A 12,931-nucleotide genomic window follows, 5' to 3' on the forward strand; every position below is an offset into this window, starting at 1 on the left:
TGGACCGGCGCGCAGATTCCGCTGGCGGAGCGGGCGCGCGCATGCCGGTGGCCTTCGAACTGAAGCGGGGCGGTTTCACCGCACGGCAGCTCGCGCAGGAGATCGATCGCCATGGCTGGCAGGAGTGGATCTGGATGTCCGCGCTGTATCGGGATCCACCGGACAGACTCGAAGGCACGCGCTTCTGCACGGCTCACGTCACGCGCGAGTTCTTCACACGGCTCGGAACCGATCTTTCCGGAAAAATCGAACGGCTGACGGGAATGACGACACTCGCCTCGGCGCACGCTGTGCGTCCGCACGGCCGGGCGGCGCTCAGCCCCGTACCGGCCTGCGCCTTTCCGGCGCGCATGATCGTGGGTGTGTGCGAGGAAGAGCTGTCATTTTTCCATCGGCGTCACGCACAGCATTCGTTCGGCACGGACACGCGCTTTCATTGTTTCTGGAACCAGAACGATGCGGCCAACAGCGCGCGCGGCCTCGGATACGGCGGCGAACTGCTCAAGAACCGGATGAACGCGCTGTTGAGCGACGCATCCGCCACGTCGAACCCGACGCACTTGCATCGTCCGGGGCCGCCCGCCGGCCCAGAAGAACGCCCGCCGATGATCGGCGTACAGCTCCAGCGCCGCAGCCGCACGATACGCGGCGGCGTCGGGCCGAGCCCGGACGCCAGCCTGCTCGACGCCGTCCGCTATGTGGCGCAGCGGGCGCACGATATCGGCGGGCCGCGCAGCCATCCGCTCGTCAGCATGAACGCCGGCGATGTCGCCTGGCAGCAGGACGGCAGCTCGCTGATCGAGGGCGCGCTCGACGAGCTGATGGACATCGGCGCGTGCTCCATCATCCTTCCGTCCGGCACCGATAACTGGGCGCAGTGCCGCGACACCCGCACCCTCATCACGCACGCTGCGTTGCCGTGGCCAGTGCCCGCCGCTTGCGCGTCGCCGAGTTTCGCGGAGATCTGGCTCGACGGCGCAGGCGCGGACCCGGACATCGACATTCAGGTGGTGACGCCGGACGGCGTCGGCAGTGCGTGGCTGACGCGTGGCGAGATCGGCGTCTACAGACAGGGCGCGGATACGCTGTGCAGCGTCGTGCATCTCGGCCGGGGCGCGCGGGGCGCCCGGCCGATGATCCTCATCGCCGTTCAGCCCACGGCGCATAGTGCGCCGTCAGGCCGGTGGCTGATCTGCCTGCGCAACAACGCGCGCACGGCGGTCACGGCATTCGCCTGGATGTCGGGCGATGAAGCGTCGGAAGACCTGCCGCTCGCCGCACCCGCTCATTCTCGCGACGGCGGCGACTGATCACGTGCCGCGCGAATGCAGCGCGATGATCTCCTGCAGATCGAGGTCGTGTTCGAGCGAATGCAGCAGCTCGTCGTGAATCTGCCCGCCGCGATGCATCTTCAGCAACTCGGCGCGCCCCGCGGCGATGGCCGCGAGCACGACATCGTAGTGCGCATGACGCGCCTCGGTCGGGAAGTCCTCTTCGTTCTGGAAGCGCGACGACAAATCCGCGCGATAGGTGTACTGCTCCAGCAGCCGCGGGTGAATGACCTCGCCGTTCGCGTCCCGGACGAGCGGCTGGATGGCGGCCAGTTGCGCGATTTCCATGCGCGCCCACGCCTGCGGCTCGCTCAGATGCCGCGCCGAGCGTTCATGCCCGGCCGCGAGCGCGAGCCACTTGATCAGCGGACCGATCGTCGCACCTTGCAGCAGCACCGTGACGAGGATCACCGCGAAGCCCGCGAACAGAATGAGATCGCGGCCCGGCATTTCCTCAGGTAGCGAGAGCGCGACCGCAAGCGTCACGACGCCGCGCATGCCCGCCCAGCTGACGACCGTGGCCGCGCGCCAGTCGGGCCGCAGGGCGCGTGCACCCTCGGCATCCGCGCCCTCGAGCTTGCGGCCCTTGAGCGACCACACGATGCCTTTCAGCCCCTCGACCCCGAACACCCACACGAAGCGCGACACGATCACGACGCCGATCACCGCGGCAGTGGCGGGCCCGAGCAGCGAGAAGGCATCGCCGACGCCGCCCAGACGCACGGCGATGCCGCGCAGCGACAGCCCGATCAGCACGAACACCAGCGCCTCCAGCACGAACACGACGACCTGCCAGAAGGCCGTGCCGCGCATGCGCTGCGCCGCCGAAAACACTTCGTGCTGATGCCAGCCGACCATCATGCCGCAAGTGACGGTGGCGATGACGCTGGACACGCCGAGCATTTCGCCCGCCATATAGCTGACCCACGCGGTGAGCATGGAGGTGGTGATGACGAGATAGTCGTCGGCGAGCGCGCGCATCAGCTTCACGGCGATGTACCCCGCCACGATGCCGACCACCACGCCGCCGATCGCGAGGCCCGCGAAGCTGGCGACGGCACGCGGCGCGCTGAACACGCCGCTCATCGCCGCGACGAGCGCGAAGCGGAACAGCACGAGGCCGGCAGCGTCGTTGAGCAGGCTTTCGCCTTCGAGCAGCACCATCAGGCGCCGCGGCAACGCGACCCGTTCGAGCACGGCCTTGGCGGCGACGGCATCGGGCGGGGAGACGACCGCGCCCAGCGCGAAGCAGGCGGCCCATGGCAGCGCAGGCACGACGAGATGCACGGCCACGCCGACCACGAATGTGGTAAAGGCCACCGCGCCGATGGCGAGCAGCAGGATGCCGCTCAGGTTGCGCTTAAAGTCGTCCCATACGAAGAAATAGGCGCCGTACATGAGCAGCGGCGGCAGGAACACGACAAGCACGAGTTCGGGATCGAGTTCGAACTTCGGCAATCCCGGCACGAAGGCCATGGCGACGCCGCCGATCAGCAGCGCGGCGGCGGGCGGCAGACGCAGCCTGCGCGCGAGGACTTCGAGCGCGATGATGGCGATCAGCGAGATGAGCACCAGATTGAAGGCCGTGACGGCGTGCATGAATATCCCTCGGGTCGGTTTTTTTTGATCGATCGGTGCTGCAATGCGCGGCGGGCCACGCGGTCTTGACGGCTCGCGCTGCTAACATCGGCGCGGGGCCGGCCCGCGAGCCGGGGACATCGTATCCGATCAGGAGGAACAATGAGGCGAAAGTCGTCAGGCTTCGCGGTGGCGGCGGTGCTGATAGGCGTTGCCGTGGCGGCGGTGGTGTATATCGCGAGCATCGGCCGGTCACGTCACGCGGAGGCGCCGGTGCCGGCTGCCACGTCGCTGGCGGTGCAGGACGGCGCGTCGAGCGCCCCGGTGTTCGGCAGCGCGCCGGCGGAACCCGCCACAGGGACGTCCGAGCAAGCGGCCGCGCGCTGAGCTGTCCAGTATTTGTTGCGCCGAACGCGGTTCTGGCGCGTGCGACAGGAATATGACTTGCTCTCCTCCGACGACGCCAACCACGGCTCGCCGGGAGCACAACGTCATGGGACACCATCCCCAGCAGGTTCCACCGGTCGCGTTGCCTGTCGATGGGCGCGGCATGATCGGCAACATGAAGACGGCCGCGCTGGTCTCGCTGCGCGGCGCGCTCGACTTCATGTGCTTTCCCCGTATCGACTCACCCACGCTGTTCGCCGCGCTGCTCGACGGCGAGCGCGGCGGCTCGTTCGCCATCACGCCGCGCGTGCCGCACGCCAACGTCAAGCAGATGTATCTGCCCGAGACCAACGTGCTGCTCACGCGCTTCATGACCGGCGACGGCGTCTGCGAACTGCTCGACCTGATGCCGGTGGCCGCCGATGCCCCGCGCGCCGATCAGGCGCCGAACTGCGTGCTGCGCATCGTGCGGCTGGTGTATGGGCGCATGACGCTGGACGTGAACTGCGATCCGCGTTTCGACTACGCGCGCGCGGAGCATGAGGCGCGGGCGGTGGAGGGGGGCGTCGAATTCATTCCCGCCGATGGCTCGCCGCCCGTGCAACTGCTCGCCAACGTGCCGCTGTCGCTCGACGGCGCGCGCGCCTGTGCGACGCTCGAACTCGAGGAAGGCGACTGTGCGTGCTTTGCCCTCGGCTTGCCGGAAGGCCTCGCGGACATCGCGGCGGAACACGACGCGGTGCTGGCGGCGACGATCGACTACTGGAAGGACTGGTCGGCGCGGTCGACGTATCGCGGACGCTATCGCGAAGTGGTGCTGCGGTCGGCGCTCACGCTCAAGATGCTGAGTTCGGAGGAGTTCGGCGCGATCGTCGCGGCGCCGACCTTCGGGCTGCCCGAGGCGCAGGATGGTTCGCGCCGCTGGGATTACCGCTTCACCTGGATTCGCGACGCCGCCTTCAGCGTGTACGCGCTGTTGCGGCTCGGCTATACCGGCGAGGCCGAGGGCTTCATGAAGTGGATCGCCGGACGCAGCCGCGATTGCAGTTCGCATGGGCAGTTGCGTGTGATGTATTCCGTCGACGGTGAGGATGCGCTCGCGGAGGTGAAACTCGACAGCCTCGTCGGCGATGGGAAGGGGCAGCTTCTGATCGGCAATGAGGCGCGCGCGCAGATCCAGCTGGACGTCTATGGCGCGTTGCTCGACTCGCTCTACCTGTACAACAAGTATGGCGCGGCAATCTCGTACGAAGGCTGGCGGCACGTCACGCGCACCGTCGATTACGTGGTCGAGCACTGGCGCGATGCCGACAACGGCATCTGGGAGTTCCGCAACGGCACGCGTCCGCTGCTGCATTCGCGCCTGATGTGCTGGGTCACGGTGGACCGCGCGCTGCGTCTTGCGGAAAAGCGCTCGCTGCCCGCGCCGCTCGCCAGCTGGTTCAGCACCCGCGACGAGATTCATCGCGACATCCACGAGCACTTCTGGAACGATGAACTGCAAAGCTTCGTGCAGACCCCGGATTCCAAGACGCTCGATGCCTCCACGCTGATGATGCCGCTGGTGCGTTTCATCGGGCCGAAGGATCCGCGCTGGATCGGCACGCTGGATGCCATCGGACGCGAACTGCGCGTCGATCCGCTGATCTTCCGTTATACGCGCGGCCCGACGCTTGATGGTCTGCCCGGCACCGAAGGCGGTTTCTCCGCGTGCTCGTTCTGGTACGCGGAAGCGCTGGCGCGCGCGGGGCGCGTCGACGAGGGCCGGCTGGTGTTCGAGAAGATGCTCGCGTACGCGAACCATGTCGGCCTGTTCTCCGAGGAAGTCGCGACCAGCGGCGAGGCGCTCGGCAACTTTCCGCAGGCACTCACGCATCTCGCGCTCATCAGCGCCGCGTATCAGCTCGACCGGGATCTCGACCGCGTGCATGTTCCGTGGACCTGAAGCGCCCGCTCGACAAACGACGTGATCCCGCACGACGCGGTATCCTTTCCGCTCACTCTGCCCGTGAACGGAGGATCGGCGCATGGACGGCAAGACGGTCATGGCGTGCATCGACGCGGCGCACGCGTCGCTCAAGGAACATGCCGACGAAATCGCGTCGCTGGATCAGGCTATCGGCGACGGCGATCACATCATCAACCTGCTGCGCGGCATGGATGCCCTCGTGGCGCTGCGCACGCAGATCGAAGCCGAAGCGTTCGCGCCCGCGCTGAAACTCGCCGCGGCCAAGACGCTCTCCACGGTAGGCGGTTCGTCCGGACCGCTGTTCTTCTCGATGCTGACCGGCATGGCAAAGACGCCAATCGATGACGGCTCTGATAGCGTCGCCGCATTTGCGCGCGCATTCGCAGCGGGCGTCGAGGCAGTCGGCCAACGCGGCAAGACCTCGACCGGCAGCAAGACCATGATGGACGTCCTGATCCCGGTGGCGCAGCGGTTCACCGCGCTGGCCGAAGCGGGCGCATCGAGCGCGGAGGCACTGGATGCGCTGCCGCGCGTCGCCGAAGAGAACATGCTCGCCACGCGCGACATGCTCGCCACCAAGGGCCGCGCTTCGTTTCTCGGCGAACGCTCGCGCGGTCACATCGATCCGGGCGCGCGTTCCAGTCAGCTCATGATCGCGGCCGTCTGCGCGCGTCTCGCGCAAGACGCGGCCTGAACCTCACAAGGAGACGGAGACATGAAGAAGTTCATCAATCGCGTGGATGACTTCCTGAACGAAAGTCTCGCGGGCTTCGGCGCCGCGCATGCGGATCTCGTCACGGTGAATCTCGAACCGGCGTTCATCGTGCGCAAGGAGCTCAAGCCGGGCAAGGTGGCCATCATCTCGGGCGGCGGTTCGGGACATGAGCCGCTGCATGGCGGCTTCGTCGGCTACGGCATGCTCGATGCCGCCTGTCCCGGCCAGGTGTTCACATCGCCGACACCGGACCAGATGCTGGCCGCCGCGCAGGCCGCCGACACCGGCGCGGGCGTGCTGTTCATCGTGAAGAACTATTCGGGCGACGTGATGAACTTCGAGATGGCGTCCGAGCTCTGCGAGATGCCCAATGCCACGGTGCTCGTCAACGACGATGTCGCCGTCGAGAACTCGAGCTTCACGACGGGCCGGCGCGGCGTCGCGGGCACGGTCATCGTCGAGAAGCTGGTGGGCAGCTTCGCCGAGACTGGCGCGGACCTGGAAGCGTGCCGCACCTTCGGCGAGCGCGTGGCGGGACGGATCGCGTCGATGGGCGTCGCGTTTTCGAGCTGCACGGTGCCCGCCGCCGGCAAGCCGACCTTCTCGCTCGGCGACGACGAGATCGAGATCGGCGTCGGCATTCATGGCGAGCCGGGGCGCAGGCGCGCGAAGTTCGCCACCGCCGATGCGATCGCCGACGAGCTGCTGACCGCGATCGTCGAAGACCTGAAACCCGCCGCCGATGCGCGCCTGCTCGTGCTCGTCAACGGACTGGGCGGCACGGCGCTGGGCGAGCTGTATCTGCTGTACGACGCGGTGCGCCGCTGGCTCGATGGCCGCGGTCTCGGCATCGCACGCTCGCAGGTCGGCGCGCTGACCACGTCGCTCGAAATGGCGGGCGCGTCGATCACGCTGTGTACGCTCGACGACGAGATGACCCGTCACTGGGACAGCCCGGTGCACACGGCGGGTTTGCGCTGGGGCATGTAGCACAGCGGCTACGCGTATACCCGCGAAACGGCGCCTTTCGTTACGCCGTCAAGAAGCTTTGGGATGCTGTGCAAGCGCATCCCTCATCTGACTCGCTCCGCCTTTATTCCAGGCCATGCACCCTTGCGATGCATCCGGTGTGCGCCAGCGCGCGTGCTCCTCGGGTATGTACGAATATGGCCATATCCTTACATTTTTCTAATATCGGTCACCGCCGATGTAATCGATAACGCAGATTTCATTTAAGAGCGTTGCATGCGCCGGCGGGCAGAAACCTGCGGGACCGGGCACGCGCGCCGAGGGTTCGTCGCGCCGACCTTTTTATAACGATCGAGGCGACGGAGACACACATGGGTATGCAGATGAAGCTCATCGCGGGCGTGCTCGCATTCGGCGCATTTTCGTTGGCGCACGCGGCCGACCCGATCAAGATCGGCGTCGATGGGCCGTTCACCGGTGGTTCGTCGTCGATGGGTGTGAGCATGCGCGACGGCGTACGTCTCGCGACCGCCGAGATCAACAAGTCGGGCGGCGTGCTCGGGCGTCAGATCGTGCTGGTGGAGCGCGATGACGAAGCGAAGAACGAGCGCGGCGTGCAGATCGCGCAGGAGCTCATCAACAAGGAAAAGGTGGTCGCGGTGGTGGGCTACATCAACACCGGCGTGGCGCTCGCTTCGCAGCGCTTCTTCCAGGAAGCGAAGATCCCGGTGTTCAACAACGTCGCGACCGGCACGGTGGTGACGAAGCAGTTCGACGACCAGCCCGACAACTACGTATTCCGCAACGCCGCGGCCGATCGCATCCAGGCGCCGATGATCGTCGAGGAAGCGGTCACGAAGCGCGGCTTCAAGAAGGTCGCGATCCTCGCCGATTCGACCAACTACGGCCAGCTCGGCCGCGAGGACCTGGAGAAGGCGCTGGCCGCGAAGGGCGTGAAACCGGTGGCGGTCGAGAAGTTCAACATCAAGGACGTCGACATGACGGCCCAGTTGCTGAAAGCGAAGGAAGCAGGCGCGGAGGCCGTGCTGACGTATGGCATCGGGCCTGAACTCGCGCAGATCGCGAACGGCATGGCGAAGCTCGGCTGGAAGGTGCCGCTGATCGGCAGCTGGACGCTTTCGATGGCGAACTACATCGACAATGCCGGCAGCAACGGCGAAGGCGCGCGCATGCCGCAGACCTTCATCCAGGAAGCCAACACGCCAAAGCGCAAGGCGTTCATCGAGGCGTATCTGAAGGAGTTCAAGCCGAAGAACGAACGCATCGATTCGCCGGTGTCGGCGGCGCAGGGCTATGACTCGGTGTATCTGCTCGCGGCGGCGATCAAGCAGGCCAACAGCACCGATGGCCCGAAGGTCAAGGAAGCGCTGGAGAACCTGAACACGAAGGTGGAAGGCGTGGTGATGGTCTATGACAAGCCGTTCACGAAGACCGATCACGAGGCGATCAGCCCGAACGTGCCGGTGGTCGGCGAGGTGAAGGGCGGCCGCGTGGTCTATGCCTACGACGCCGACAAGAAGGGCGGCAGCACGCTGCGCACCAAGCAGACGACGGCGACGAACTAAGGCCGGCCGTCCCGACATGCCGATCGAAGCCGCGCTCGCCGGGGAGGCGAGGGCGGCTTTTTCATGCTCTATCCTGGTGCCCGACGATGATCCTCCTGCAACTCGTCTATAGCGGTATCGCGCTCGGCATGATCTACGCCGTGATCGCATTCGGCTATCAACTCACGTTCGCCACCTCGGGCACCCTGAACTTCGGCCAGGGCGACGCGCTGATGCTCGGCGCGCTCGTCGGCTTGACGCTGGTGTCGGCGGGCGTCAACTACTGGCTGATGATTCCGCTGGTCTGCCTGTTCGGGCTCGTGCAGGGTTCGTTCGTCGAGCGCATCGGCGTGCGGCCCGCCATTCGCATCAAGTCCGAGTTCGGCTGGATCATGTCGACCATCGCGCTCGGCATCATCTTCAAGAACGTCGCGGAGAACGTGTGGGGCCGCGACGACCTGCGCTTTCCTTCGCCGCTGCCGGAAGCGCCGCTCAAGGTCTTCGGCGCGAACGTGCTGCCGATGGAACTGCTCGTGGTCGGCGGCGCGCTCGTCATGATGCTCGCGGTGGAGTTCTTCAATCGCAAGACGATCTTCGGCAAGGCCGTGGTCGCGACCGCCAACGACCGCGACGCCGCCGCGCTGATGGGCATCAACACCGGGCTGGTCATCACGTTCTCGTATGCGCTGTCCTCGCTGACGGCCGCGTTCGCCGGCGTGCTGATCGCGCCGCTCACGCTGACGGGCGCGACGATGGGTGCCGTGCTCGGCCTCAAGGCGTTCGCGGTGGCGATCATCGGCGGGCTGTCGAGCGGCATGGGGATCATCGTCGGCGGGATGATCCTGGGCATCGCGGAGACGACGACCGGCTTCTATATCTCCACCGGCTACAAGGACGTGCCGGGACTCGTGCTGCTGCTGATCGTGCTGGCCGTGAAGCCCGCCGGCCTGTTCGGCAAGACGGCGATCAAGAAAGTCTGAGGCGGCCACGATGAAAGCAAAGAACTGGATCGCAGCGCTCTTCGGCCTGGCCGCGCTGGTGGTGTTTCCGCTGGCGTCGGGCAATCCGTATTACATCCATCTCGTCGAAACCATCATGATCTACGCGATCCTGCTGTTCGGGCTCGATATCGTGGTGGGTTATACCGGACAGGTCTCGCTGGGTCATGCAGGGCTGTTCGGCGTGGGCGCGTACACGGCGGGCGTGCTGTTCATCAAGCTCGGCATGCCGTTCTACGTGACCGCGCCGCTTTCGATCCTCGTCACGGCCGGCTTCGGCGCGATCCTTGCGTTGCCCGCGCTGCGCGTGTCCGGTCCCTATCTCGCGATGGTGACGCTCGCGTTCGGCACGATCATCCAGATCCTCATCAACGAGATGGATTTCCTCACCAACGGCCCGATGGGACTCAAGATCCCGAAGCCGTCGTTCGCCGGACATCGGCTCGACGAGGTGCAGTACTACTGGCTCGTCGCGGCGCTGCTGGTGGTGTCGCTGATCGTCGTGCATCGGGTGCTGAAGTCGCATCTGGGGCGCGCGTTCGAAGCCTTGCGCGACAGCCCGATCGCGTCCGATTGCATGGGCGTGTCGGTGTATCGCTACAAGGTCTATGCGTTCGTGATCAGCGCGGGTTTCGCGGGGCTCGCCGGTTGTCTGTATTCGTATTCGGAGCAGTACATCTCGCCGAATACCTATAACTTCGAACTGACCATCCTGTTCCTGCTCGCCATCATCATGGGCGGACGCAAGACGCGGACGGGCGCGATCATCGGCTCGACGGTGATCGTCCTGCTGCCGAAACTGCTCGACGATATCTCGAACTTCCGCGTGGTTGCCACGGCGCTGGCGGTTATCGTCGTGCTGGGCGCCGCGTTGGCGCTGGCCCGCAAGACCACGACCGTGCAGCGAGTGGCGGTGCCGGTGATCGGCACGGCGGGGCTCGCCGTGTTCTCGTTCTGGATCGAGGCGCTCACCGACTGGCGTCTGACCATCTTCGGGCTGATGATCCTGCTCGTCGTGTATTACCTGCAGGACGGCATTGTCGGCTTCGTGCGCAAGACGCTGAATCTCGGCCGCGTGCGCGTGACCAAGGTGGATACCGAAGAACTCGCGAACCAGACGCGCGAGGACGATGCGGTATCGGCGGTCGAGGCTGCGGGCACGGATGCGATCCTCGACGTGCGCGGCGTGCTGATGCAGTTCAGCGGACTGAAGGCCCTGAACGATGTGAACCTGACGGTGAAGCGCGGCACGATCCACGGGCTGATCGGACCGAACGGCTCGGGCAAGAGCACGATGATGAACGTGCTGACAGGAATCTATGTGCCGACGGCGGGCGCCATCGACTATGAAGGGCAGTCGCTCGCGGGACGCACGTCGTCGAGCATCGCGCTTTCGGGCATTGCGCGGACGTTCCAGAACGTGCAGTTGTTCGGGGAGATGACGGCGCTGGAGAACGTGCTCGTCGGATTGCATCACACGTTCAAATCGAACCTGGCGGATGTCGGCGTGATGAGTCCGCGTTACCGGCGCGAAGAACTCGCGGCACGGGAGCGGGCGTTCAACATGCTGCGCTTCGTGGGACTGGAACATGTGGCCGGCGAGGAGGCGCGCAATCTTCCTTATGGCAAGCAGCGTCTGCTTGAAATCGCCCGGGCGCTGGCGCTCGATCCGCAACTGCTCCTGCTCGATGAACCGGCGGCGGGGCTGACTGCGCCGGATATCCGCGAGCTGGTGGCAATCATTCGCAAGGTGCGGCATCACGGGATCACGGTAGTGCTGATCGAGCATCACATGGACGTGGTGATGAGCGTGTGCGATACCGTTTCCGTGCTGGATTTCGGGCAGAAGATTGCGGAAGGTAAGCCGGCGGAGATTCAGGCCAATGAGAAGGTTATCGAGGCTTATCTCGGTGGGCAGGCGGCTGAGGCGGTTTGAGGGCGATTTCGGATCTTTCGGGGTTATCAGGTTTTCGCGCAAGCGATAAGCTGCCGTCACCTCGACTTATCCCGACTTCAGCGGTCAGGATATTCCGCCGCTGAGGAGCGGCTTCCTCGGCCGAGCGTGGAGACCCATGTCTGGCGATATTTTTGTAGACATCGACGGTATCGACGGTGAGTCTCCGGACGCAATGCACCCTCGTGCCATTCAGGCTAGTTCATGGAACTGGGACATCCGGCAAAACACCGCCAACATGTCAGGCTCGGGTGGCGGGGCATCCAAAGCCAGCGTAGGCGACCTGACGTTCATACACCAGATTGACCGCGCCTCGCCTAACCTCGCGGTGTACTGCTTCAATGGGACACGCATCAGGCAGGTCAAGCTCACCTTGCGAAAAGCGGGTGGGGTGCCGTTCGAATACTTTCGAATAACGCTCGGCGATGTAGTCATCACGCACGTGTCTCCGGCCGGTGGAGGCAGCATGGCAGTCGAGACGGTCAGTCTCTCCTTCGCTACCATGAAGCAGGAGTACTTCCCGCAAAGCATCACCGGCGGCACGATGGGCGCGGTGACGGCAGTGATCGATCTGCGGCAGTTTCGATAACGGCGGCGGGACGTGAGCTACGAAGCGCTTGTCAGCGATGGGGATTTGTCGCACACCCTCTATAGCTATGGTGACCTCCATGATCTCACCAAAGAGGAGGTTTATCTCTGCGTGCTGGTGGAGGTCATCTGCGAGCACTTCGACGTTGTTGAGGTTGCTGCTGTGTTTGCGGTTGTGTTGGGCGCGCCGATGCTGGGCACGCGCGGGAAGGTGAACATGGCGATGCCAGGCACCTCCCTCGCATCCGTGATTTGCCGCGAATTGCTGGATATTAAAATCAAGAAACGCCTTCCCACGCTTATCGGCTATCTACCACCACGTGTGAGCAAGACAAAGCATCTGGGCGCTTTTGTCGGTCGGTGGGTGCCATGGCTTTCAGTACCGGTCGCCGCTTACGATCTAGTCGCAATTCATGTGAAGACGATGCTGCGGTATAACGCGCTTGTTCAACCGAGGGATAGGATCAATGACGCAACCACCGGCACTCTCGGCTGAACTTGAGGCTGTTGTTCTCAACCACGGCTACAAAGCAGGGCATCAACCACTCCTGCCCAGCGACCGCCTGGACGAAGAACTTGAGATGGCGCCCGAGTCGATAGAGGACCTGCTCGCGGAATATTTCGAACGGTTTCCCATCGATCTGGGCGATTTCGCTTACAACCGATACTATCCATTTCTCGGAATCCGCATTCCATTTCTGACGAAGTGGCTTTTCAAGAGGCGGGGGCTGATTGATTACCGCGTTGCAGAACCCCTGACCCTCGGCATGCTTCAGCACGCCATCGACATGGGCCGATGGGACACTGACGAGCTGCGGCGCGTGGGCGAACAAGGCAAGGGCCCGTGAAGTCTTGGCGATCACCACAGGTCGATCAA

The 12,931-nt window shown here is 64.8% G+C and carries 12 protein-coding genes; 11 read left to right on the top strand and 1 reads right to left on the bottom strand.

Annotation, left to right across the window (positions count from 1 at the left end; genetic code table 11):
* Window positions 1–41 precede the first annotated feature (41 nt).
* On the top strand, window positions 42–1,310 hold the full coding sequence (locus QCE83_RS31015) for a hypothetical protein (protein ID WP_309820133.1): 1,269 nt from the start codon (window positions 42–44) through the stop codon (window positions 1,308–1,310).
* On the opposite strand, the gene QCE83_RS31020 is transcribed toward QCE83_RS31015, so the two are convergent.
* Window positions 1,311–2,930 (bottom strand): Na+/H+ antiporter, encoded by a 1,620-nt coding sequence (locus tag QCE83_RS31020; RefSeq protein ID WP_309820135.1) that lies wholly within the window; start codon window positions 2,928–2,930, stop codon window positions 1,311–1,313.
* Window positions 2,931–3,071: 141 nt separating this feature from the next.
* On the opposite strand from QCE83_RS31020, the gene QCE83_RS31025 reads away from it, so the two are divergent.
* The 10 genes from QCE83_RS31025 to QCE83_RS31070 all read left to right on the top strand — a co-directional run bounded on the left by QCE83_RS31025 (window position 3,072) and on the right by QCE83_RS31070 (window position 12,902).
* Window positions 3,072–3,296 carry a hypothetical protein gene (locus QCE83_RS31025; protein WP_309820137.1) on the top strand — a complete coding sequence of 75 codons (225 nt, stop codon included), beginning with the start codon at window positions 3,072–3,074 and terminating at the stop codon, window positions 3,294–3,296.
* A gap of 106 nt (window positions 3,297–3,402) precedes the next feature.
* A complete protein-coding gene (locus tag QCE83_RS31030; RefSeq protein WP_309820139.1) occupies window positions 3,403–5,241 on the top strand; it encodes a glycoside hydrolase family 15 protein in 1,839 nt (612 codons plus the stop codon).
* Window positions 5,242–5,323: 82 nt separating this feature from the next.
* A complete protein-coding gene (gene dhaL, locus QCE83_RS31035) occupies window positions 5,324–5,959 on the top strand; it encodes a dihydroxyacetone kinase subunit DhaL (RefSeq protein ID WP_309820140.1) in 636 nt (211 codons plus the stop codon).
* Window positions 5,960–5,980: 21 nt separating this feature from the next.
* Window positions 5,981–6,970 carry a dihydroxyacetone kinase subunit DhaK gene (gene dhaK / locus QCE83_RS31040; protein ID WP_309820141.1) on the top strand — a complete coding sequence of 330 codons (990 nt, stop codon included), beginning with the start codon at window positions 5,981–5,983 and terminating at the stop codon, window positions 6,968–6,970.
* A gap of 356 nt (window positions 6,971–7,326) precedes the next feature.
* Window positions 7,327–8,535, top strand: a complete 1,209-nt coding sequence (locus tag QCE83_RS31045) for an ABC transporter substrate-binding protein (protein WP_404986158.1) — start codon at window positions 7,327–7,329, stop codon at window positions 8,533–8,535.
* Window positions 8,536–8,621: 86 nt separating this feature from the next.
* A complete protein-coding gene (locus QCE83_RS31050) occupies window positions 8,622–9,494 on the top strand; it encodes a branched-chain amino acid ABC transporter permease (RefSeq protein WP_309820144.1) in 873 nt (290 codons plus the stop codon).
* Window positions 9,495–9,504: 10 nt separating this feature from the next.
* Entirely contained in the window at window positions 9,505–11,448 is a 1,944-nt protein-coding gene (locus QCE83_RS31055; protein ID WP_309820146.1) for a branched-chain amino acid ABC transporter ATP-binding protein/permease, read from the top strand.
* A 136-nt stretch (window positions 11,449–11,584) separates the two neighbouring features.
* Window positions 11,585–12,055, top strand: a complete 471-nt coding sequence (locus QCE83_RS31060; RefSeq protein WP_309820148.1) for a type VI secretion system tube protein Hcp — start codon at window positions 11,585–11,587, stop codon at window positions 12,053–12,055.
* Between the two features lie 12 nt (window positions 12,056–12,067).
* Window positions 12,068–12,550 carry an STM2901 family protein gene (locus tag QCE83_RS31065; protein ID WP_309820150.1) on the top strand — a complete coding sequence of 161 codons (483 nt, stop codon included), beginning with the start codon at window positions 12,068–12,070 and terminating at the stop codon, window positions 12,548–12,550.
* A complete protein-coding gene (locus QCE83_RS31070) occupies window positions 12,522–12,902 on the top strand; it encodes a DUF1493 family protein (protein WP_309820152.1) in 381 nt (126 codons plus the stop codon). Before QCE83_RS31065 ends, QCE83_RS31070 begins: the two co-directional genes overlap by 29 nt.
* Window positions 12,903–12,931 lie beyond the last annotated feature (29 nt).

The sequence above is a fragment of the Caballeronia sp. LZ034LL genome (assembly GCF_031451215.1).
Classification (GTDB): Bacteria; Pseudomonadota; Gammaproteobacteria; order Burkholderiales; family Burkholderiaceae; genus Caballeronia.